The organism is Galactobacillus timonensis, from assembly GCF_900240265.1.
In the GTDB taxonomy this organism is placed as follows: Bacteria; Bacillota_I; Bacilli_A; order Erysipelotrichales; family Erysipelotrichaceae; genus Bulleidia; species Bulleidia timonensis.
The window spans coordinates 668488-690888 of record NZ_LT964739.1; the positions used below are offsets into that span (position 1 = coordinate 668488).

28 protein-coding genes are annotated in these 22401 nt (G+C 49.7%); 10 read left to right on the forward strand and 18 right to left on the reverse strand.

Going from position 1 to position 22401, the window contains the following annotated elements:
* Window position 1 precedes the first annotated feature (1 nt).
* The 4 genes from C1714_RS03115 to C1714_RS03130 are packed head-to-tail and all read right to left on the reverse strand — an operon-like array spanning window position 2 to window position 1556.
* Window positions 2-241: a F0F1 ATP synthase subunit C gene (locus C1714_RS03115; protein ID WP_102341820.1), complete on the reverse strand. Its 240-nt coding sequence runs from the start codon at window positions 239-241 to the stop codon at window positions 2-4.
* Between the two features lie 20 nt (window positions 242-261).
* The gene (locus tag C1714_RS03120; RefSeq protein ID WP_102341821.1) at window positions 262-978 is read right to left on the reverse strand and encodes a F0F1 ATP synthase subunit A; all 717 of its coding nucleotides are present in this window, start codon (window positions 976-978) and stop codon (window positions 262-264) included.
* Entirely contained in the window at window positions 962-1321 is a 360-nt protein-coding gene (locus C1714_RS03125) for a hypothetical protein (RefSeq protein WP_102341822.1), read from the reverse strand. Before C1714_RS03125 ends, C1714_RS03120 begins: the two co-directional genes overlap by 17 nt.
* A complete protein-coding gene (locus C1714_RS03130; protein WP_102341823.1) occupies window positions 1314-1556 on the reverse strand; it encodes a hypothetical protein in 243 nt (80 codons plus the stop codon). The genes C1714_RS03125 and C1714_RS03130 overlap by 8 nt, the downstream gene beginning before the upstream one ends.
* Window positions 1557-1821: 265 nt before the next feature.
* Between C1714_RS03130 and C1714_RS03135 the strand changes: the two genes are divergently transcribed.
* The 5 genes from C1714_RS03135 to C1714_RS03155 are packed head-to-tail and all read left to right on the forward strand — an operon-like array spanning window position 1822 to window position 5625.
* Window positions 1822-2241, forward strand: coding sequence for a PTS sugar transporter subunit IIA domain-containing protein (locus tag C1714_RS03135; RefSeq protein ID WP_102341824.1), 420 nt, complete (start codon window positions 1822-1824; stop codon window positions 2239-2241).
* A 12-nt stretch (window positions 2242-2253) separates the two neighbouring features.
* Window positions 2254-2742: a PTS sugar transporter subunit IIB gene (locus C1714_RS03140; protein WP_102341825.1), complete on the forward strand. Its 489-nt coding sequence runs from the start codon at window positions 2254-2256 to the stop codon at window positions 2740-2742.
* Between the two features lie 26 nt (window positions 2743-2768).
* On the forward strand, window positions 2769-3587 hold the full coding sequence (locus tag C1714_RS03145) for a PTS mannose/fructose/sorbose/N-acetylgalactosamine transporter subunit IIC (protein WP_102341826.1): 819 nt from the start codon (window positions 2769-2771) through the stop codon (window positions 3585-3587).
* Window positions 3587-4423: a PTS system mannose/fructose/sorbose family transporter subunit IID gene (locus C1714_RS03150; RefSeq protein WP_102341827.1), complete on the forward strand. Its 837-nt coding sequence runs from the start codon at window positions 3587-3589 to the stop codon at window positions 4421-4423. The genes C1714_RS03145 and C1714_RS03150 overlap by 1 nt, the downstream gene beginning before the upstream one ends.
* Window positions 4351-5625 carry an N-acetylglucosamine-6-phosphate deacetylase gene (locus C1714_RS03155; RefSeq protein WP_210115243.1) on the forward strand — a complete coding sequence of 425 codons (1275 nt, stop codon included), beginning with the start codon at window positions 4351-4353 and terminating at the stop codon, window positions 5623-5625. Before C1714_RS03150 ends, C1714_RS03155 begins: the two co-directional genes overlap by 73 nt.
* 5 nt (window positions 5626-5630) lie before the next feature.
* Here C1714_RS03155 and C1714_RS03160 read toward each other — a convergent pair whose 3' ends face one another.
* Window positions 5631-7586 carry a helix-turn-helix domain-containing protein gene (locus C1714_RS03160; protein WP_135567873.1) on the reverse strand — a complete coding sequence of 652 codons (1956 nt, stop codon included), beginning with the start codon at window positions 7584-7586 and terminating at the stop codon, window positions 5631-5633.
* 49 nt (window positions 7587-7635) lie between these two features.
* On the opposite strand from C1714_RS03160, the gene lysA reads away from it, so the two are divergent.
* Together lysA and C1714_RS03170 are read left to right on the forward strand one after the other, a co-directional pair.
* A complete protein-coding gene (lysA, locus tag C1714_RS03165; RefSeq protein ID WP_167849909.1) occupies window positions 7636-8847 on the forward strand; it encodes a diaminopimelate decarboxylase in 1212 nt (403 codons plus the stop codon).
* Window positions 8848-8872: 25 nt separating this feature from the next.
* Entirely contained in the window at window positions 8873-9067 is a 195-nt protein-coding gene (locus tag C1714_RS03170; RefSeq protein ID WP_102341831.1) for a hypothetical protein, read from the forward strand.
* Between the two features lie 43 nt (window positions 9068-9110).
* On the opposite strand, the gene C1714_RS03175 is transcribed toward C1714_RS03170, so the two are convergent.
* Together C1714_RS03175 and C1714_RS03180 are read right to left on the reverse strand one after the other, a co-directional pair.
* Entirely contained in the window at window positions 9111-10265 is a 1155-nt protein-coding gene (locus C1714_RS03175) for an MFS transporter (protein ID WP_102341832.1), read from the reverse strand.
* 29 nt (window positions 10266-10294) lie between these two features.
* Window positions 10295-10501 (reverse strand): hypothetical protein, encoded by a 207-nt coding sequence (locus C1714_RS03180; RefSeq protein ID WP_102341833.1) that lies wholly within the window; start codon window positions 10499-10501, stop codon window positions 10295-10297.
* Between the two features lie 109 nt (window positions 10502-10610).
* On the opposite strand from C1714_RS03180, the gene C1714_RS13815 reads away from it, so the two are divergent.
* A complete protein-coding gene (locus tag C1714_RS13815) occupies window positions 10611-11012 on the forward strand; it encodes a hypothetical protein (protein WP_135567874.1) in 402 nt (133 codons plus the stop codon).
* A gap of 5 nt (window positions 11013-11017) precedes the next feature.
* Here the strand turns inward: C1714_RS13815 and C1714_RS03190 are convergent, their stop codons facing one another.
* From C1714_RS03190 to C1714_RS03230, 9 genes are read right to left on the reverse strand one after another with little or no spacing between them, the layout of a single operon-like run.
* Window positions 11018-11641 (reverse strand): V-type ATP synthase subunit D, encoded by a 624-nt coding sequence (locus C1714_RS03190; RefSeq protein ID WP_102341834.1) that lies wholly within the window; start codon window positions 11639-11641, stop codon window positions 11018-11020.
* Window positions 11638-13059: a V-type ATP synthase subunit B gene (locus C1714_RS03195; RefSeq protein WP_102341835.1), complete on the reverse strand. Its 1422-nt coding sequence runs from the start codon at window positions 13057-13059 to the stop codon at window positions 11638-11640. The genes C1714_RS03190 and C1714_RS03195 overlap by 4 nt, the downstream gene beginning before the upstream one ends.
* Window positions 13060-13076: 17 nt before the next feature.
* A complete protein-coding gene (locus C1714_RS03200; protein ID WP_102341836.1) occupies window positions 13077-14828 on the reverse strand; it encodes a V-type ATP synthase subunit A in 1752 nt (583 codons plus the stop codon).
* Window positions 14825-15430, reverse strand: coding sequence for a hypothetical protein (locus tag C1714_RS03205; RefSeq protein ID WP_102341837.1), 606 nt, complete (start codon window positions 15428-15430; stop codon window positions 14825-14827). The genes C1714_RS03200 and C1714_RS03205 overlap by 4 nt, the downstream gene beginning before the upstream one ends.
* 11 nt (window positions 15431-15441) lie before the next feature.
* Complete coding sequence (locus tag C1714_RS03210) at window positions 15442-15750, reverse strand: V-type ATP synthase subunit F (RefSeq protein WP_102341838.1); 309 nt, start codon at window positions 15748-15750, stop codon at window positions 15442-15444.
* A 3-nt stretch (window positions 15751-15753) separates the two neighbouring features.
* The gene (locus C1714_RS03215) at window positions 15754-16182 is read right to left on the reverse strand and encodes an ATP synthase subunit C (protein ID WP_102341839.1); all 429 of its coding nucleotides are present in this window, start codon (window positions 16180-16182) and stop codon (window positions 15754-15756) included.
* A 53-nt stretch (window positions 16183-16235) separates the two neighbouring features.
* Complete coding sequence (locus C1714_RS03220) at window positions 16236-18050, reverse strand: V-type ATP synthase subunit I (RefSeq protein ID WP_102341840.1); 1815 nt, start codon at window positions 18048-18050, stop codon at window positions 16236-16238.
* 17 nt (window positions 18051-18067) lie between these two features.
* Entirely contained in the window at window positions 18068-19099 is a 1032-nt protein-coding gene (locus C1714_RS03225) for a V0D/AC39 family V-type ATPase subunit (protein ID WP_102341841.1), read from the reverse strand.
* The gene (locus tag C1714_RS03230) at window positions 19096-19419 is read right to left on the reverse strand and encodes a type 2 periplasmic-binding domain-containing protein (protein ID WP_102341842.1); all 324 of its coding nucleotides are present in this window, start codon (window positions 19417-19419) and stop codon (window positions 19096-19098) included. The genes C1714_RS03225 and C1714_RS03230 overlap by 4 nt, the downstream gene beginning before the upstream one ends.
* Before the next feature lie 462 nt (window positions 19420-19881).
* Here C1714_RS03230 and C1714_RS03235 point away from each other — a divergent pair, with 462 nt between their 5' ends.
* Both C1714_RS03235 and C1714_RS03240 read left to right on the forward strand, forming a co-directional pair.
* Window positions 19882-20166, forward strand: a complete 285-nt coding sequence (locus tag C1714_RS03235) for a type II toxin-antitoxin system RelB/DinJ family antitoxin (protein ID WP_102341843.1) — start codon at window positions 19882-19884, stop codon at window positions 20164-20166.
* Between the two features lie 4 nt (window positions 20167-20170).
* Window positions 20171-20443, forward strand: coding sequence for a type II toxin-antitoxin system YafQ family toxin (locus C1714_RS03240; RefSeq protein WP_102341844.1), 273 nt, complete (start codon window positions 20171-20173; stop codon window positions 20441-20443).
* Window positions 20444-20696: 253 nt separating this feature from the next.
* Here C1714_RS03240 and C1714_RS03245 read toward each other — a convergent pair whose 3' ends face one another.
* Both C1714_RS03245 and C1714_RS03250 read right to left on the reverse strand, forming a co-directional pair.
* Entirely contained in the window at window positions 20697-21596 is a 900-nt protein-coding gene (locus C1714_RS03245; RefSeq protein ID WP_102341845.1) for a ParB/RepB/Spo0J family partition protein, read from the reverse strand.
* Window positions 21596-22390, reverse strand: coding sequence for a ParA family protein (locus C1714_RS03250; RefSeq protein WP_102341846.1), 795 nt, complete (start codon window positions 22388-22390; stop codon window positions 21596-21598). Before C1714_RS03250 ends, C1714_RS03245 begins: the two co-directional genes overlap by 1 nt.
* Window positions 22391-22401: the final 11 nt, after the last annotated feature.

The following is a 22401-nucleotide window of genomic DNA, read 5'->3' on the forward strand; positions in this document are numbered from 1 at the left end:
ATCAATAAACGAAGATCAAAAGAATCGCAACCAGCAGACCATAAATAGCGCAGGTCTCCGAAAGAGCGATACCAAGAATCATCGTCGAACGAATCTTGCTTTCAGCTTCCGGATTCTTTCCAATTGCGTCACAGGCATGCGCCGCAACCTCACCTTCACCGCGTCCAGTCATAAAACCTGTCATGACCGCGATGCCGGCACCGATGGCAACCAATCCCTTTCCAATGCTTACCTCATCCATACTTTTTCCTCCTGCAGGTCCTATGCCTGAACTGTCTTAACTTCCGTCGGAATATCATTTCCGATCAGAACAACGGTTAACGTAACAAATACGAGCGTCTGAACGAAGCCCGAGAACAAATCAAAATACGCATGCAGCAGCGGCGCAAGAACCGGCCCCATAAAGTTGAATACCTCAACCGACGAATGCGCAATTGCCGAAGCAATCTTATTGGAAAGCAGCTGCGTACCAATGTACACCAGCTGCATCATGATGCCGCCGCACATAATATTGCCAAACAAACGCAGCGACATCGAAACCATCGTCGAAAATTTACCGATAATGTTCATCGGCAGCATCGGCGCAATCGGCTCAATGAACGCATGGAAATAAGCCTTCACACCGCCATACTTAAATTCAACAATCTGAATCAGCAGCCACGTAATAAATGCCAGCAGCAGCGTCACCGAAAGATTCGCTGTCGGCGAAGCCAGTCCGAAGAGCGAAATAATATTTGCCGAAAAAATATAGGTCCACAAAACACAAATATACGGCGTAATCGCATCCCCGTTCCGCTTCCCCATATTGTCGATGCATGTACGGTTCACTGCCTTGACGCCCATAATGACCATCGCAGCTAAACCGCGCGGCTCCTGCAGCGGATCCAGCTTATCTATTTTCTTTGAAACAGCGACGATCCCGATTCCAAGCAGAATCGTCAAGAGAATAATGACATACACATCACTCTGAACGGTCATGATCCTCCTCTTTCTTTCCTACCGTTTCACTCAGCACTATAGCTAGTTTAACGGAAATCAGCCCGAGTGCACACCCAAAAATGTTGATATAGCGCGGAAATAATGCGCCTGGAATCATTGCCAGCGCCATCAGCAGATAGTTGACCATAAAATGGCCCCCGCCGCCTACCGGAACCCGCGTATCCAGTACATCCGACCAGAACGTCTCATTGCGCCAGAACAGAAGCCAGCTCACTGCCGCACCGATCACATAACCAACCGCAAACTGCCACCGAAACAGCAGCGACACCGCAACAATCACAACACCCAGAACTGCCCAGATCTTACGATAACGTTCACTCATGGCTCACGATACTAATTGTGCAGAAAACAAAGAGTTGTTGCAACCGACAGTTTACTATTTCTGTCATCAGCTGCGAGGCATCTTCACTTTCTCCTTTTCCCATCTTCTCTGCAATCAACCCCTTCCCGGTGAGATACATCTTCCGTGTTTCCTGATCCCTTTCAATATTTAACTTGAACTCTGTTCTCGCTAATGCCATAAATTTGCGTTTCCGGAAGTTATCCGCCCTTGTCATATTCCAATCTTGCCCGTGAGAGCTCGATTGGAAGGACGGAGAACACTTCCATTTTTATTGCCAAAATATTCATCTCATTAGCTATCATTAAGCACCTATTGAACTAACAGTCCTTCAAACGGAAAGCATGTTTCCCGTTTTTTCTGCATTGCAAATCATACAGTTTAAAGCGCATTAAAATTATGATTCAAATTGAAAATCATTGCACTGAACATACATACAAACCGCCTAATATGAATCTATAGATCAATAAGCCGAGGGCACAATGACAGTCAAATATCTCTTTGCGTCGCACGGTACATTTGCCGATGGTACCGTGAGTTTTCTTAGCATCATGATGGGCAAAAACGAAAATATATATTCGATCTGCTGCTACCTGGATGATCGAAGCGCCGAACTTCAAATTGAAACTGAAATGAAGGCGATCGGCGACTTTGATCAGCTCATTGTCTTTTGTGACATGCATGGAAGCAGTGTTGAACAAAGTGTATTCCGACTCCTCCACGACGATCCGCGCATCCTTATTATTTCGGGATATAACATCCCGCTTGCGCTTAATATCATCGCCCAGGAGAAAGTTTTATCAAAGGTGGAAATCCGGAACATGATTCAGGAAGCACAGTCCGGAATGATGCTTCTTGAAGCACCGAAGATTCCATCACCAGAAGAGGAGGGGATTTTTTAGAAAGGAGGACCCATGATTAAACTACTGCGTATTGATGAACGCCTCATTCACGGCCAGGTAGCCAATCAGTGGGCACGACAACTTGCAGTTGATGCAATTGTCGTTGCCAACGATGAAGCTGCCGCCAACGAACTGATCCGCATGTCACTGCACATGGCAGCTCCTGATGGAATGAAGGTTGCTGTCAAAAGCGTACACGGAGCCATCGAACAGCTGAATGATCCAAGGGCAGCAGGAATGCAGATCTTTGTCGTTGTCAATTGTCCTAAGGATGCGCTGGAAATTGCCAAAAATGTAAAAGGAATTCCTTACATCAATGTCGGCAATTTTGGACGTGTAAACAAAGAAACAATGCACAGGCAGCGGTATGCTGATTCCCTTTATGCCAATGAAGAGGAGGTCAGACAGCTCCGCGAACTGATCGCAACCGGAATTGATTGCGAATACCGCATGCTCACAACTGATAAAAAGACAGAACTCGCCGATATCATCGGCAAATAATTTGAAACCAGAAAGGAAATTTCATTATGTCAATTCTTCAGGCAGCAATCGCACTAACCATAATGAACTATCTCATCTCCGTACTGGACAACATGATGGCATGGGACGCCACATGGAGACCGCTGTTTGTCGGATGGCTGACCGGTCTCGTCCTTGGAGACATGAAAACAGGCTTAATCATGGGCGCCCAGCTCGAAGCCATTTATATGGGCATCTCGGCAATCGGAGGCGTTATCCCATCAGACCCGGAATCCGGCACACTTATTCCGGTTGCCGCCGTAATTCTTACGAAAACTGATATGAGCGCCGCGATCGCACTAGCTATTCCTGTTGGAACGCTGATTCAGTACTGCAACACGCTGATGTCTCCGATTCAGCTCGCTTTCCTCGGCTTATACGATAAGTACGCCGCCGAAAACGACCAGCGTCACTACACAATCCTCCACTATCTCTATTGCTTCGTTATCACACCACTTCCTCGTACGCTTGTCATCTTCCTTGCTCTTTGGCTTGGCGTAGGAAATCTGGGCGCCATTAACGACCTCATGCCCCTCTGGCTGATCAACGGCCTTGATGTCGCCAGCGGCATGCTTGTTGCCATCGGATTTGGCATCCTCACCTCCATGGTCTGGTCCAAGAAACTTGGAATCTTCTTCTTTGTCGGTTTCGTTCTCGCCGAGATGATGCATCTGCAAACGATTGGAATTGCAATCATCGCACTTGCCATTGCAATGTCCATCTTCCTCATCGAGCAAAGTCTCAATAAGGTAAACCAAAAAATTGATGAAGCACCAGCAGCCACGCCCGGGACGTCCGGTTCTTCTCAGGAGGATAGTTTATTCTAATGGCCAACACTAAGACGAAAAAAGAATTAACCCCAACCGAAAAGAAAAACCTTAAGCACATCTTCTGGTGCTCGGGCCAGATGTGGGGCGACTTCACCATGGTTCGCATGGAAGGTAATACCTATGCCTACTGCATGTTACCGGTCCTTAATGAAGTTTATGGCAACAATAAGGAACTTCTAACAGAAGCATTTGTCCGCAACACTGAATTCTTCAATACACATGCCGCCGCTTCCGGTCTTGTCTTTGGTCTCTCATATGCACTCGAGAGGGAACGTGCCCAGGATCCGGAAAAAGTAACTGGCGAAATGATCACTAACATCAAGACATCACTCATGGGACCTCTGGCTGCCATTGGCGACTCCATCTTCTTTAACTGCATCCGCGTTCTTGCAGCCGGAATCGGAATTTCACTCGCTTCCCAGGGCAATCCCTTAGGTGTCTTCCTCTTCGTTGCCATTTACGGCGGTATCTTCCTCGGCGTGAAGTGGTATCTTCTCCACCTTGGCTATTCTGTTGGTACAGACGTAATCACGCGTGCGTTTAAATCCGGTGTCATTGAATCGCTGTCCGACGCCGCATGCGCCATGGGCCTGATCATGGTTGGCTCTCTGGTATCGAGCATGGTTTCCATTTCCAGCCCCGCAGTCATCCCAATGGGAGCTGGCACAGAAATGGTTCTTCAGGATATCTTTGATGGAATTATCCCTGGATTCTTAAAACTCGTCCTTCTCTTCTTTATCGTTTTCCTGATCCGCAAAAAGTGGAAGCCGATCTGGATTATCTTCCTGATCCTTGGCATCGGCATTCTTGGATCTGTTACGGGAATCCTGTAATCATGAAAGCACTTCATTCTTCCCGCATCTATTTTGAAGATGGGGTACGCGCCGGATTTCTTCTCATTGAGAATGATAAGATCGCAGGTTATTGCGGCGAAGGATCAAATCCTGACAATATCGAAGATTATGGTGATCTGCGCATTATTCCCGGCATTTTTGATACCCATAATCATGGCACCTATGGATATGGAAACTCTGACCTAGCCAAAACAGGCGACACTGACCTGATTAAAGATGATCTGCGGCATTATCTGCATGCGCTCACCTATGAGGGTGTAACCAATATTTTCCCAACCGAAACGGATACGCTGAAGCAGGTCGCAGAGGTGGCAGAAGAAGGATATCCAGATGGAGCATTCATTCAAGGCATCCATTCCGAAGGACCCTACCTGAACCGCGTCGGCGAAGGAGGCCGGCCAGAACCTCATCCGGATATCAGGATGGAAGATGTTTACCGCTACTGGGACGATTCCAAAGGAAGGCTGAAGCTCTTTGCCATGTCGCCCGAAATACCAGGTTCTTACGAAGCAGCACAGTTTCTTATTTCAAAAGGTGTAACAATCGCCTTTGCTCACTCCAATGCAAAGTCCGCCGAAGCACGTGAAGCGGTAGACCATGGCTGGCGCGTTTCAACGCATACAGCCAATGTGATGCAGGGGATTCATCACCGGGATATTGGCGGCCTTGGGGTTATGTTAATGGATGACAGAATTCAAAATGAAGTTATCTGTGACGGCCTTCATGTATGCATGGACTTTATTGATATGATGTTCCGCATCAAGGACCCTTCCCGCTTCATGATGATCTCAGATTCTGTAGCATTAGCAGGTATTGCACCTGGGCGCTATGAAATCGGCTGGGTAACGCCTTTGAATGTTTCAAAAGAAGGATTCGTTCGTGACGATGACGGCCGCCTGCTTGGCAGTTCTAAATCTGTTCTCTTTGGAATTGGAAATCTAGTCAACCAGCTCCATCTACCTCTGGAGCAGGTGCTGCGTCTTTCTTCTCTAAACGCTGCCCAGTATTATGGCTGCGCAGACACAACAGGTTCCATAGCAATTGGTAAATATGCTGACTTGGCTGTCATTTCCGATGACTACCAGGCGCAGGCAACCTATGTGCATGGGCGTAAAGTTTTTGATCGAAAAACTGAAACCCCTGTCTTCAATATGCACATGTTTGATGAGCTGCCGAAATGATCGAGTCAGGGGCCTTTATGGCCCCTTTCTTCAAGAGCATTCTTTTGAAAATGAATATAGTAATTATAGAAATCAATGCCTTTTCCACTCAGAATGATCTCATCTGTATCTATAATTGACGTAAGATTACGAGTCACTTTCTCCGCCGTCTTCAAACGAATCATGCTGCCATCGATGCAAATGCAGTGGATGAAAATGCGTTCGATACGCATCCCATCCACTTCCGCAGGATGACGTAATACAAGAAGGCGTGAAAATGTATTTTCCTGGCCTTTTACAAAGACCAGCAGATTCAGAGTCTCATTTGAAATGAAGCTTGGTTCTAACTGAATCTTTGAAATCTGTTCTTTTACACTGTCGCTGCCTGTCTGACTCTGAAGCCATGCAACCAACTGTTCCTGTGACTGATAAAGAAATCCATGAATGTAATCCTCCTGGTATAGAGGGCCAAATGCACGCTCATATTTCCGGGAAGGAACCGCAATGGTTTCATAGAAATTCGCAACATCTTCATTGGTAAAGAAGTAGCTGACCTTAAGCACCTTCTGCCCATGTGAAACAGATACAGGAAGCTCATCTTCAAAATAAAGAATGGCATGATACGCAGATAAGTCCCCTTTCACAGCCTGTGCATAGGTAAGAACATCGATCGATTCAATGATATTGCTGTAGCGGTCCAAAACACGGTGTTTTAAAGATTCACCGGTAATACGGGAATAAGGTGTCAGAATCGCAATGTGAATTTTCTTCTGCAGATTTCTCGTGCTTCTTATCCAGGCATAGGTCATAAAGGCAAAGTCCATCTCCACTTTTTCACCCATCGGACAGGAAGTCATTGCATTGATAGCCTGACTGCATAAAGCTCCAATCGTTGCACTGAGCGGTGTCTGATACACATCCTGGATCAGGCCGCTGTCAGTTCCATACTCAGTGATAGAAAACAAAGAACGGAAAGCACATTGCAAAAAAAGCGATCGAAAGTACGCCTTAAATCCTCCCGTATTTTTAAAGGACAGGATACCTGCGTTCGCCAAGCCATTGATCACTCCCTGCTCCAGTCGTAGCGCTTCGGATTTAATTGTGGCAGGAAGATGAGGATCTTCCGCAAATCCGCGATAGTCTACTGCCGAAGCAAGATATATTCTTGCCAGCAGGTAATCCTCTTGTCTCAGGACGTCAGCCACAATGCTTTGACCAAGGCATTTCCGCAGCTCATCATCAGCCAGGGGCATATCTGACATTGTATGAAGCAGTTGAAACTCGGCTGACGTAAACGAAAGAACGTGGCTTTGTTTCTGGCGAATGCAACTGATCCAAAGAAGGATGCCAAGTTTACTAAGGGCAGCTTTCGAAAGTGGAAGCTGCGTATCTTTTAAAAAGCTGATAAGTCTCTGTTCAAGATTATGATATTCATGGTCATCCAACAGTGTTTTAGCTTCTCTGGACGAAGAGATTGCGTCCATAAAACAATAGCGTATCTGCCGTTCATCGCCATGCATGCACATGCCGTAATGAGGTTTTCGAACGAGCGTAATTCGATATCGCTGCAGGATTATCTTTGCTTCATGGATACGTTGAGAGGCTGTTCTGCGACTGCAATGCAAATACTCAGCAATATCCTCTACCCGGTATGGTTCACTATTGGTCAGAAGATAGCACAAAACCTCCGAAGAATTTGCCTGCAAGGAGCGTGGATGATGAATGGTAGTATCGGTACATAAGTATTGATGCTGTAAATGTAATAAAACCGTTTCAGAGCATATGAGATGATAGCCATGGCTGCGGACCATAACAATAGCCGCATCAAACGCACGCAAGCGGTCATTCAAAGTCTGGATGTCATTAGAGACCGTACGAAAACTTACATGAAATAAAGAGCTCATGTACCGGTTAGTAAAATACCGGTCCGGGCTGTTCAAAAATTCATTCAGAAGTGCTAATTGTCTGCTTTCAAGCTCCATAATGACAAAATTATAGAATTCCACCAAAAAGTAAACAAGGAGACGTATGATGCAAACTTTTCTTTCCAAAGAGGTATATGAACAACTGATATCTGTCTATGGATCACCGCTCTACGTATACGACGAAACAATCCTACGGCAGCGCTGTCGTGAGATAAGACAACTGTGCAAAGACCCCGGCTTTCATCCCCAGTACTCGGTTAAGGCAAATGCCAATATCGAGCTCTTGAAGATTATTCGCAGCGAAGGCATTCATGCTGATGCCATGTCAATGGGTGAAGTCGTTCAGGAAGAGGCCGCCGGTTATACAAAAGATGAAATTGTTGTATGCTCCAACAACATGACGCCGCCCGAAATGAAATTTGCCGCTGAACATGCAAGAATTACAATCCTTGATTCTCTGGACCAGCTGGAGCAGTACCTGAAGACAACGGGCGTAAAACAAGCCGGTATCCGCGTGAATCCCGGCATCGGCGATGGACACTGCACAAAAGTAATCACCGGAGGCAATACAAAATTCGGGATTCCCCTCGCAGATATACCAAAGGCGCAGAAAATTGCGCATGATTTTAACGCATCCATTACGATCGCCCACATGCATGTCGGCTCACAGTATCTGGACCCTTCCAACTTCCTGCAGGCTGCGGAAGTACTGCTGCGGGTGGTTGAGCAGTGGCTGCCAGAGGTCACGGAAGTCGATTTTGGTGGAGGATTCGGAGTTCCGTATCACGACGAGAAACGGTTAGACATCAATGACATTGGAAAAGACCTCGACGATCTCATCATGGACTTTCAGAGGAGAACCGGACGAAAGCTGTCTTTCATCGTAGAGCCCGGACGGTATCTTGTAGCAGAGTGTGGAGAGCTGATCGGCACTGTCACCAGTATCAAGCAGAATAGCGGCACATTATACGCAGGTACAGATCTTGGCTTCAATATCATGATGCGTCATGTCCTTTATGGCTCAACACACCACATTGTTACTACCAGCAGCTCTGACCAAACCGCGGAGTATACCGTTGTTGGAAACATCTGTGAGACCGGCGACATCCTAGCTGAGCACATCAAGCTGCCAACTTTAAAACCCGGTGATCAAGTAATAGTCCTTACAACCGGAGCATATGGCTTCAGTATGGCTTCCCAGTACAATGGCCGTCTCAGACCGGCTGAAGTACTGCATCAGGAAGATGGAAGCTTTCGCCTAATTCGTCAGCGTGACACATTTGATTCATTAATTCATCAACTGCCAAGCCTACTATAAAATTATCAGGTATAGGAGAAGGCTCATGGACAAACAGACACAGAAAAGATACAGCCTCCTGGCAGGGTTGGTCGCAGGTGCAGCTGCCGACGGATATCTGCGCGCAGTCAGCGGAAACGAAGGTAACCTCCTGGTACATTCCGTCGTCTTTCTTGTGGCGGCGGCTGTAGTTTACGCCATCGCCAACCTGATCATCCGCACACATAACAAGATCAACTAAAAAAGATGCGTCCAGATAACGGAGCGCATCTTTTCTTTCCTGTTCAGTCAATCACACGATAAACCTTCTCAATCAGCGCAATGTTCAAAACCGCAAACACCAGCAGATAGAAGGGCATAATCCAGATTCCCGTCTTTTCCTGCAGAAGCCCGAATACCAGCGGCATAAACGTACTGCCGACATAGGCACTCGCCATCTGCAGACTGATGGCGGCCGCACTGTATCTCTTCCCAAAGTTTGCCGGCGCCATATGCTGAATCGCCGGATAAACCGGCCCCATCCCTGTACCAATGATCACAAAGCCAACGGCTGCCGGAACATAACTTTTGAACGGCAGAAGCACAATTCCGATACCAATCAACTCCACTGTAATTCCGATCCGGATCAGCCGCCGGTCACCCATCCGGTTCGAAACCAGACCCGACAACAGCCTCCCCAGCATCAGGCCACCGAAGATCAGGGAGCCGAACGACGCAATCGTCCCCTGCGACAATCCCTCTTTTACACCGGCAAAGTAGCTCGGCGTCCACAGAAAGCAGGTCGCCTCCCCTGCACAATACGCAAAAAACGAAGCCATCGTCAAAGCGACGCCCGGCCGCCGGATTGTTTCCCGGATCCCGCTTCCCTTCACCGCTTCCTCTTCCTCTTTCGCGTCATGATTCTTCCATAGCGGCAGCGAACAAACGCACACAAACAGAATGATCATCTGCAGATACGCCGTCCACCGGTAGCCCTCATTCCATCCCGCCTGCCGCAGCGCCAGAGCCATAATATTCGGACTGATCATCGCCCCAACACCATAGAAACAATGCAGAAAATTCATCACCGACGAAGGATAGTGCATCGCCACATACGAATTCACCGACGCATCAATCGCACCCGCACCAAGACCATACGGAACAACAAACAGAAATAACATCCCGTACGAACCGGAAAAGGAAAAGCCAAGCAGACCCACAATCGTCAACCCGATCGAACCAATCACGATCCACTGCGTACGAAAGCGCCGCATCAGCTTCGGACACGCCAGCGCCGAAAGAATCGTCATAAACGAAATAGACATCGACACATAGCCCGCATACGAAGACGGCACCCCGAATGCCGCCTGCATCGACGGCCAGCCCGACCCAAGCAGCGAATCCGGCAGGCCAAGACTCACAAATATCAGGAAAATTACAGCCAACAATAATGAATACATCCCATTCCCCAATTCCTATCGCTAATGTATCACTTCAGAAGCCCGTATTTACGATACTTCTCCATCATCATTTTATAAAACAGACGGTTGCCGAAATACTGCCGGTAAGTCGCTGTCTTCTCTTTGCCGCCCGCTTTCAGCTGCTCCATCACTGTCTGTTCCGCTTCTGCCTGTTTCTCAAGATCCGCCAACATCGTTTCAAACGCTTGCAGTCTCTCCTTTGGATCGGTAATCATTCTTCCAGCTCCATTTTCTTTTCGCTCAGAAAGTTTTCTACGCAGTCTTCAAAGCTGTATCCGCTCCGCTGTGCCAGTACCGCGAGCCACCAGACGCATTCACCGATCTTTGCTGGCAGCTGATCATGGCGAACCAGGGACGCTGGCCCAGCGATGCGCAGGATCAGCTGCCGGCAAAGATGATGAGACTATGCTGCGAAAACGGATTTCCTGTTCATTACTGCGGATACCGGAACGTTATTATCAATTGCCGCATAAGTATTCACCGGCACCTCACTTTCTGGATTCCGCGATTTCTGCATTGATCTTATCAAGAGTCATAGCAGATAAGCCATTTCTTCAGCTATCCGGCTGGCACGCCTCAAGAAATGAAACACTTAAACATCTACTGGACAGAAATGCGGAAATCCGCATTTTTGTAACATTGACGATTAATCATCACCGAAAAATATCCATCAAAAAAAAACGTCCGCCCCGGCAGTTGCCGAATAACGAACGTCTCTTTTCCTGATCGGATCAGGCCTGGGCTTCCGGCTTGGAAGCCTTGATCACTTTCATGCGCGAAAATTCTTCGCGCTCCTTTTCTTCCAGCTGATCCGAGATTTCACGGATCTCAGCCTCGTATCTTGGAATGACAATGTTCTTTAATGCATTGGCGCGCTTCTGCGTCTTCGAGATCGCATCCGCTAGCCGGTAAACACTGCTGTCCACCTCCGCCAGCACCATCGTCAGCTCCTTTACCTTCTGAAACTGAATGTATGCTTCATCGATGCGGGAATTGGTCGACTCAAGACCGTACGGAATTGTCACCTCATCCGGCTTCTGCCAGATCACATGCGGAACCTCAACACCCATCACTGAGCGATAGGTCACCTGAATGCCCGTCTCGATCGAAATCTCATCGAGAACGCTGCCCAGCTGACCCGTATACAGATTCGCCTGCTCCAGCAGATAATAGCCAAGCCGGTAGGCATCAGCGATCTGATCACGGACCAGCTTCACCTGATCCGCCTGCTTCATCATTTCACTGATCAGAATGTTCCGCTTGCGGTCCATCAGCTCATAGCCGCTCTGCGAAAGCTTCAGCGCCCTCTTCAAACGGATCAGATTTCCTTTGGTAGCCGCAATCTGCGTACTCATTTACGCTCTCCCTGCAGAACAAGCTGAATCGTTTCCTCCGCATGTTCCGGATGATAGTACTCCTTGATCAGCTGCGGATCCAGACGATCCAGAGCCGCCTCCGGCAGCGTCGAAAGTAACGCCCACCCAAGGTTCAGCGTCTCCTGCATCGAACGGTTCGTATGGAAGCCCTGACCGACAAAGATCTGCTCAAAGCGCCGACCGAACTTCATGTACTGCTGATCCATCTCAGACAGCTCATCCTCACCGATAACCGATGCCAGCGAACGCGCATCCTGCACCTTTGCATAGCAGGCGAACAGCTGGTTGGCAACATCCTGATGATCCTTGCGCGTATAGCCTTCACCGATACCGTCCTTCATCAGACGCGAAAGAGAGGACAGCACACCGATCGGAGGCTCAATCCCGTTCATGAAAAGATCACGATCCAGAACAATCTGGCCTTCCGTAATATAGCCCGTCAGGTCCGGAACCGGATGCGTAATATCATCATTCGGCATCGTCAGAATCGGCAGCTGCGTAACCGAACCCTTGCCGCCCTTCACAATACCGGCCCGCTCATACAGCGAAGCCAGATCCGAATACAGATAGCCCGGAAACCCTTTACGGGAAGGAATCTCACCATTGGACGAAGAGAACTCACGCACCGCTTCGCAGTACGCCGTCATATCCGTCAGAATCACAAGCACGTTCATGCCGCATTCATAGGCAAGATATTCAGCAGCCGTCAATGCGCAGCGCGGCGTCAGAATACGCTCAACGATCGGATCATCCGAAAGGTTGACATACATTGCAACCTTCTCCATGACGCCGGTTTCCTCAAAAGAGCGCCGGAACATGTCCGCAACATCGTTCTTCACGCCCATCGTACCGAAGACGATGCAGAAATTTCCCGCATCTTCACCGGTCAGCTTTGCCTGACGCACAATCTGCACCGCCAGCTGATCATGTGGCAGACCGGATCCCGAAAAGATCGGCAGCTTCTGTCCACGGATCAGCGTATTCAGACCATCGATCGCAGAGATGCCCGTCTGAATGTAGTTGCGCGGATATTCTCTCGATACCGGGTTGAGCGGACGCCCGTTGACATCCGCAAACTTGCTTGCATAGACAGGGCCCATACCGTCGATCGGCTCCCCGATGCCGTTGAATGTACGGCCCAGGATTTCCTTCGACAGCCCCAGTTCCATCGGATGACCAAGCAGCCGCGTCTTGGTATTGGTCAAAGAGAGTCCGTCCGTACCCTGGAACACCTGGATCACGGCCTTCTCACCTTCAATCATCGTGACTCTTCCGGTCCTGACGGACCCGTCTTCCAGAGTCAGCTCAACCATTTCCTCATTGGAAACACCTGTCACATGATCCAGGGCGACGAGTGAGCCCTCGATCCGATCGAGTCCAAGATATTTCAAGCTCATTTCAGGTCCTCCCTTTCTTACAGAATCGAACTCAGTGCCTCATCGATCTTCGCATCATACGAATCGAGAAGCGCAATATTGTTATTCGGAACATCGTATTTCATTTTGATGACTGTCTCAAAGATGCCGGTCTTGACAATCAGAGACACCGGAATCTTCTTCGCAACCTTGTCCTGGCACGCTCTTCTGAGATACGAAATCACCTTGAGCATCTTGTACTGTTTCGCCAGAGGAACCGACGCATCATCCGGATGGAACGCATTCTGCTGCAGGTAGCCGACACGTACAACCCGCGCGATCTCAAGCGTCAGCTTCTGATCCTCCGGAAGCACGTCGGAGCCGATCAGCTTCACGACTTCCATCAGCGTATCTTCCTCATGCAGAATTTCGCGCATCTCCGCCCTTAGACTCATAAAGTCACGCGCCACGTTCTGTCCATAGTAGTGGGCAAGATCATCCGCATAGTCCGAGGAGCTTTCATTCCAGTTGACGGCCGGATAATGACGCGCATAGGCAAGCGACTTGTCCAGCGCCCAGAAGCACCGCACAAAACGCCGCGTATTCTGCGTCACCGGCTCCGAGAAGTCACCGCCCTGCGGCGATACGGCACCGATCAGAGTGACACTGCCCTTCGTCCCGGACAGTGTGTCTACATAGCCCGCACGCTCATAGAACTGTGCGATACGGGAAGGCAGATAGGCCGGGAAGCCTTCTTCTGCCGGCATCTCTTCCAGACGTCCCGAGATTTCACGCAGGGCTTCAGCCCAGCGGGAAGTAGAGTCCGCCATCAGCGCAACATGGTAGCCCATGTCACGATAGTATTCAGCAATCGTTACGCCGGTATAGATGGATGCTTCACGGGCAGCCACCGGCATGTTGGATGTATTGGCAATCAGCACCGTACGATCCAGGAGGGAGTTGCCCGTCTTAGGATCCTTCAGGTCACTGAACTCTTCGAGAACCTGCGTCATCTCGTTGCCGCGCTCACCGCAGCCGACGTAGATGATGATGTCCGCATCACAGAACTTTGCGATCGAATGCTGCAGCATTGTCTTGCCGGCTCCGAATCCGCCAGGAATCGCAGCCGAACCGCCCTTGGCAATCGGGAACATCGTATCCAGAACACGCTGCCCCGTAATTAACGGAATCGAAAGCGGCTCCCGCGCCCTGATCGGACGGGGCACACGGACCGGCCACTTCTGAGCAAGCGTCACCGGAATCTCTTCCCCGGTCTCCTCGTTTCTGACCTTCAGAAGAACATCCGTAACCGTATAAGCGCCATCAGGCACCGCAGAAACAACCGTCCCGCTGACACGGACCGGAATCATGGAACGATGCTCAATGACCGGTGTCTCTCTGCAGGTGGCAAAGATTTCGCCGCCGCTGACCTTGTCTCCGGCCTTCAGCAGAATGTGAACATCCCGCTTCTTCTCTTCATCCAGCGAAGGTACCGACTTTCCTTCGGAAATGAAGGCACCCTGCTGCTCATGAATCTTTTCCAGCGGCCGCTCAATACCGTCATAGATATTCCTGAGCATGCCCGGTCCAAGCGTCGCATTGAGCAGGGAACCAGTGCCTGTAACGGCTTCGCCCGGCATCAGTCCTGTCGTCGACTCATAGACCTGAATCGTCGTAACCTGATCATTGATCCGGATCACTTCGCCAAGCAGCTGCTTCGTACCGACATATACCATTTCCCGCATCGAGAAGGAAGTGGTGTTACGGACCGTTACAACCGGTCCGTTGATGGAGTAGATGACATCGCTCATGCCTGTTCCTCGCTTTCTTCCAGGTTGAATCCGGAATGTTCGCGGAACCACTGCTGCGCATCCGCAAGACGGTCCTTGAGCATGCATGTGTATTCCATGCGGGCATGCTTGTCAACATACTGGAAGCCGCCGATCGGCATATATTCCGTCTTCATCGAATTGGTAAGACCCTCTTCCTTCAGAATCTTCTTCATCAGCATCTCATCCTGTACACGGACAATAAAATATCCGGACGGTGTCGTCTTCAGCTTCCTCACGTTGGTGCGAAGATATTCTTCGTAGGCGGGCGTCGTCGTGAACTTCTTCAGATCGCTGCGCACCTCATCAAACAATTCGGAAACCAGCTGCTGACGCAGCTCGAGAAGCTGCTTTTTCGTATTCAACCTGTCTGTCGAGCTTTTGGTCGCCGCATACTGCCTCAGATCCTGCAGCTCCCCTTCCAGATATGTCTCATTCTCTTTTTCAAGACCCTTCCGGAAGAACTCGATCTGGTCTTCCTGCATAGCTCTGGTCTCTTCATTGACACGTTCCTCGACCAGATCGGCGTTGGCACGTACATCTGCCTTGATGGCCTCCAGGATTTTCTTCTCTTCTTCTTCCATGAATAACTCTCCTACAACTTGATACCAATCGCGGCACTGATACTGCGGTTGATCGCTTCACCGATGCCGCCGTTGCCGTCGCGGTCCGGAATCTCTACAATCAGCGGCTTTGCGAGATTCATCTTGTAATCCGATACCACATCGCTGCATAAGGAGATCACTCCGGTCGTCATCAGAATCATCGCAATGTCCTGGTCCTGAATCAGCTCATTGAGCCGCTTCAAAACCGCATCCCGACTCGAAATGACTTCTCCCTCGAAACCGGCAAGCCGCATGCCGGTCACGGTATCTGCACTGTCACTGATGACGTAAGCCTTCATAAATCAGAGGTTGTTCAGAATCAGAATGGAAATCAGCAGACCGTAAATGGCAATACCTTCACCAAGAGCGACGAAGATGATCGCCTTACCAAAGTTGTCCGGATTCTCGGAAATGGCACCCAGCGCAGCCGGAGCAGCCTTCGCTACTGCCCATGCCGCACCAAGCGAAGAAGCTGCGACCGCAAGAGCAGCGGCCAGGAAGCCCATGGACTTGGAAGTATCAACTACAGCACCGTCTTCAGCGAAGACCGTGAACTGATGAAGCTGGAAAATCATCATGACAGCGAAGACGCCGGCAAAGATGGAAATCTGAGCAATCATCTTGGTCCTGGCATTCTTGGCGGAAACCTTGCCACTGAAGATCAGGGCAATCGGTCCAACAATCAGTACAACAGCAATAAGCGGCAGAATCATTTCTTTTAATGTAAGCATACGTTTTCTCCTTTTATCTTCCGGTCATTCCGGTATGTTTTTTTTTCTACTGTTCAGTCAGCCTGCAGAGCCTTGAAGCGGACACCGCCGCCGGTATAGTAGCGGCTGAACATTTCATAGTATTCCAGACGAAGCGTCTGAATTCCAACGATCAGTCCCTCGAGAATCATGACGAACGCGTTGCCGATGATCAGCACTACCGGTCCCGCGCCGCCGGTCATCTTCACCAGGGTCATTACCACGAGCATCATGCCGGCATGCGACAGAACAAAGCCGCCGACACGCAGGTACGACATCGAGTTGGTCACAAACGACAGCAGAATCTCGATCATCTCGAAGATTGACTGCGTCACATAACCGCCCCATCCTTCCTTCGGTTTCACAGTTCTGTGCTCCACCGCATTGGAGAACGGTTCCTTCATAATGAAGCACAGCACCGGCAGCACGAAGCAGATGGCGATGTAGAGCGGATTCTTCGCAATGTTCACGCCAACGAGCTTATCGTAAACGACCGCAAACATGATCGAACCGTAGAACACCAGTCCCGCGACACCGTTCTGCGAAAACAGAACTTCGCCGTATTTCTTTTTCTTCATGTTGTTGGTGATGTTGATGAGCTGCGTGATCATGATCAGCACAGCGCCGATCGCAATCGCACCGATCAGCAGGAACATCGTATTCGAGTTCGCCATGACATCAAACAGCTTTTCCCGCACATGGAACAGCTTCTGATGGATCGGATTCAGCGCATCCTCATAGCCGAACAGAGAACCGAACAGGAATCCGAAGACCGTCGAAGTAATGCCGACGCGGCCGATGATGCCGAACAGCTTGCCCTTCTTTTCGAAGGCGAAGCCGATGGCCATCAATACCAGACCCTGACCCATATCGCCGAACATGATGCCAAACAGCAGACAGTACGTCAGCGCCATGAAGAAGGTCGGATCAAAGTCACCATACTGCGGCAGCGAATACATCTCAACAAACAGCTCAAACGGTCTTGCGAACCAGTTGTTCTTCAATACCGTAGGACACTTGCACTGCGGCATTTCCGACGGCTCCTTGAAACGGAAGTCGACCGGAAGATCCACAAACACGTTCTTGAAGGCATCCGCCTCATCCGCCTGAATGAATCCGGAGAGGATCATCTTTTCATCCAGTACCGCCACATCCGGGTACATGGAGCAGATCTCATCCTCACGGTTGCAATAGGCATAGACATCGTTGATCCTGTCCCGGTAGTCTTCCATCAGACGATGCACATCCACCGACGGAATATCAATCGGCTCAAAGTACAGCTCCTGGAAGATCTTCTTTACCTTCTGCGCATAGGAATCGGAAGTTACGTACACCATCCAGATATACTGGTCCGTCGCATGGCAGCGGTGATGAACGAAGTACTCCTGGCCGTACATGGACAGCTTCTGGAAGCTGTCGACCGGCAGACGGCCGAAGCCGAAGTTCAGATAGCGGCAGGCGTGAATCCGCTCGAAGCCGCATTTGCTCAGTTCCTTGAGAGCCGCCTCATCATCCGGTGTCAGCAGCACTTCGTTTGAATCCGTCGTGATGCCGAACTTTTCAGTGATCTCGCTGATGAAGGCTTCAATCTCTTCCTTTGTATAGGTCTTTGAAGGGGTGCCCTTTTCTTTCAGGTCGCAGCCGATCGAATGCGCAAGATTGCGGATTGTCTGCCGGTAGCCGGAATAGGGATTGTCCTCGTTGAGCAGCTTGCCGCCATTGTCTTCCGTCACGATTTCTGACGCGCTGACCGGATGAAGAAGGCCGCAGCTTCTTGCCCTCAGCAGCATCTCATCGAGATGTTCCCGGTCCGTGCAGGCACTGACGAATTTCATAGGTACAATTGCCATTGTGCCGTACTCCTTTCCTAATAAACCAGCATCGGTTTCATATGATCGGCGCCGATGCCGTATGACACGCCTTCAATGATGTTCACCACATTCTGGATTTCAATCCGCGACAATAACAGATAGCTCAGCAGAACCAGCTTTGGCTCCGTGCTGTTTTCCAGAAAGTGATAATTCATGTGATAGCGGATCATGCCGGTATAGTGTTCGATGCTGGAAAACTTCACATTTTTCACATACCGGTGGTATTTCTTCTGCATTTTTTCAATGACCTGGTCAGCCGTGCTCGAACTGATCAGATCTTCCATTTCCCGATCATTGAACAGATAGGTCGTATGCGTAATCATCGGCCGAATCTGGTCCGGAGCCGCCCGGAAGTACTTCTTCAGACGGTAGATCATGGCAATGTTATCCAGTTCGACCCGTGCCTTGACGATCGCCATCATATCGATGCCCGCACGCCCATAACCGGAAACCACGTCCATGACCGTTTCGTAGTAGTTCTGCATCAGCTCATGTTCGAGGCCGATGTAGTTGATCTGGGAAAAATCTTTCGTCTCGTACTTCCGCACAATCCTCTCGTACCGGGTCCCCTTGAGAACCTTGATCAGATCATCGAAGTTTGTCACTTCGGGAAGTTTCTTTACATCGAAACAAAGGTAATGACTGATATAAATCGGCATGTCCGCAATCATCGCACTGCGCGCCTCCGCATCCTTCTGGGTGAACCAGCGGATACTGCTGAGAATCAGATCGATTTCTTCCGTCTCAACTGCGGCATAGATGAACTTTCCGTAATCACCCTCACTGTATCGCAGCAGTTTCTGCAGCCGGCGGTAGACATCCATCCGTATCAGGGCTTCCAGCTGTCCCGTATGGACCGCTTTCTCATTGACGCCCGAAAGTATTTCGGAAAAGACGGGACCGCGCTTGAGAGCAGCCGCAACTTCCGGCACACTCTTTTTCTGCATGAGAGCGTTATAATCCGCTTCCTTCATGCGTGCTCCGAACATTGCCCTGGCCTTGACGGCCATTGCCATATCTGAGCTCATTCATCCTCCCCTGACAAAATCCGGTCCACCAGTTCCTTTCTCCACTTTTCCTTGTTTTCCGCAAAGGAAGAGCGAAGCTTTTCCGATTCCCGGTCGAAGTAGGCCTTGCTGGCGGCTTCATCCTTCTGGATCTTTTCGTCCAGTTCCTTCCGAGTCGCTTCCACCTGCGCATTGACCGCAGCCCGGGATTCTTCCGTCAGCCGCTTCTTCTCCGCCTCGATTTCCTGCTTCATACGGAAACGCTTCTCATGAAGTTCGTCGATACGCTTTCGTGTTTCTTCATCATCACTGATCAGATCCTGGATAGCTTCAATTTCCATAAGTTCATACCTGTGCTTTTTTATCAAGCGTACACATTATAGGCGTTTTGGGCATCACTGTGGGATCAAATCAGGCAAACACGCTGAATACTTCCACAAAGCACCGGTTTCATTGTCTTTGCCGCATATCAAACGATCCCTGAACCCTGTGCAGGATTAAAAGCTGAGGTCAAGGATCTTTACAGCAGCCTGGAAATATCTGTGACCAAAGCCATCCATTTCCCCGGAAAATGAAAAGCCGCCCGTATTTCACAGAGCGGCTGGTGTATTGCTTTGTTTTTTCTGCCGGCTTACTCAGCACTTTACTCGTATTGCTGAGCCCGGGCTGTTTCATAGTTCAGCCAGCAAGCGTTGAACCATGAATACACTACAATTATTTTTGATGGTTTATTCGCACATTGTGAACGTATTGTATTCGTATGTTTCGCATTTGATGTACAATTCTGTTAGGAGATGACCAACATGTCTAAAACAGCTAACATTAATGTTCGAATTGATCCTGAATTTAAGACAGAAGTCGAGGATCTTTACAGCAGCTTTGGAATGTCTGTTACCGAAGCTATCAATATCTTTCTTCATATGTCCGTTATGGAAGGCGGCCTTCCTTTCGAAGTCCGCCAGCCAAGATTCAATGCGGAGACGGAATCCGCAATGAAAGAAGCCCGTGCCATCGCAAACGGCACCATCTCAGCAAAGAAATACTCCTCTGCCAAAGAAATGATCAATGATATCCTGGCGGAGGACTAAGCAAATGCTTAATCTCGTCGTAACGAATCAATTTAAGAGAGATCTGAAACGCATACGAAAACAAGGAAAAGATCTGAGCATGCTGCAGAATATACTGCAGATGCTGGTAGAAGAGAAAGATCTTGATGCCAAATACTGTGACCATGCATTAACAGGTAATTACATCGGCTTCCGTGAATGTCATATACAGCCTGACTGGCTTCTTATTTACATGATTAATCACCAGGAGCTCATACTTACCGCTTCCAGGACCGGAAGCCACTCCGATCTGTTTTAATTCTATTATTCCGGATCCGAAATCACCTTAGCAGCCGTATTTGGCACCTCATCTTTCAAGGATCGTGACTTGAGACAATCACAATTCCGGATCGATGGGGTGCTTCTTTCTATAAGATGCACCAGCCCTCCTCCCGCATCACGGGAGGTTTTATGTTTCGTACCTCATCGGTGCTTAACAGCGCTCTTACGCATAATGAAAAGCCGCCCGTATTTCAGAGCGGCTTGTGCATTGTCTTGTTTTATCTGACGGCTTACTCAGCACTTTCTTCCAGCATGTTGAGTGCCTCAAGGATACGGTTCAGATCATCGGTATCGTTGTAGGCAATCGAGATTGCTTTCTTCGAAACCTTCACTTCCGTCCCGAGCTTGCGGCTCATGCGCAGCTCAATATCCCTCACCAGAGGATCTTTCTCCTCTTCTTTTTTCTTCGGCTTCGGCTGGCTGTCCTGACCGTTGAGCGTCTTTACATACTGCTCCACTTCCCGCACGCTCATATGATGCGCCGCAATATACTCCGCCGCATCCAGCATCTGATCCTCATCCTTCAGCGACAGCAGCGGACGCACATGCCCCATGGTCAGCTTCTTGTTGGTGACCATTTCCTGAACCGGCTGGGGCAGCTTCAGCAGCCGCAGCATATTTGCGCAGTACTCACGGCTCTTGCCAACCCGCTCCGCCAGCTTCTCCTGCGTATAGCCAAGCCGCTGAATCAGCGACTCATAGGCGGCCGCCTCTTCAATCGGATTCAGGTCCTCACGCTGCACGTTTTCCAGAATGGAGATTTCCATCATCTCCTCATCCGTAAACTCAACGCTGATGCACGGCACCTTCTCCAGACCCGCGATCTTCGCCGCCCGCAGTCTGCGCTCACCGGCAATCAGCTCATAGCCCTGAACACTCTTGCGAACAAGCAGCGGCGTAAAAATACCATGAAGACGAATGGAATCTGCCAGCTCGTTCAAAGCCTTCGGATCAAATTCCTTCCGCGGCTGGTAGGGGTTGGGCCGGATTTCCTTCACCGGAAGTTCCACTTCCTTGCGACCGGGTACCTCCGTCGAATTGTTCTGAATATCATCCAGAAACTGTTCCACATTGGAGCCGAAGATACTGTCAAGGCCGCGGCCGAGACCGGTTTTCTTTTCTTTTGCCATCAATTGCCTCCCTTTTCGTTCTGCGTCAACACTTCTTTGACCAGTGCCGCATACGCCTTGGCACCTTCGGAGCGTGTATCGTATTCAAAAATGCTCTGGCCGCGGGAAGGCGCCTCGGAAAGACGGACATTCCGCGGAATAATGCAACGATATACCTTTTCCTTAAAGTACTTGCGCACTTCCTGCTGCACTTCGACCGACAGCTTCGTACGCACATCGAACATCGTCAACAGAACCCCCTCGATATTCAACTGCGGATTCCAGAGCTTCTGCACCAGACGGATCGTTGAAAGCAGCTGGGTCAGACCTTCCAGCGCAAAGTACTCACACTGCACCGGAATCATGACCGAATCCGCCGCCGTCAGTGCATTCGTATTGAGAAGCCCCAGCGAAGGCGGACAGTCAATGATGATGAAATCATACTGATCCCTGACGGCATCCAGCTTCTGCTTCAGAAGATGTTCACGGCCAACCTGATAATCCGAAGAAACCATCTCCACATCCGCCCCCGAAAGATCAATCGTCGCCGGCAGAACATCCAGCGGCGGCATATCGAGTGTCACTTTATCATTCTGTACCGAATCATCCCCCATCAGCACCTGGTACACCGTATGCTGCGGCGAATAGCCGCGTGCACCGGTGGCTCCGATGCCGTTGGACGCATTGCCCTGCGGATCGAAATCAACCAGCAGGACGTGCTTTCCGGCATAGGCCAGGCCGGCAGACAGATTGATGCTCGTAGTCGTTTTTCCAACGCCGCCCTTCTGGTTGGCAACAGCGATGATCTTGCCCATAGTCTTTTCCC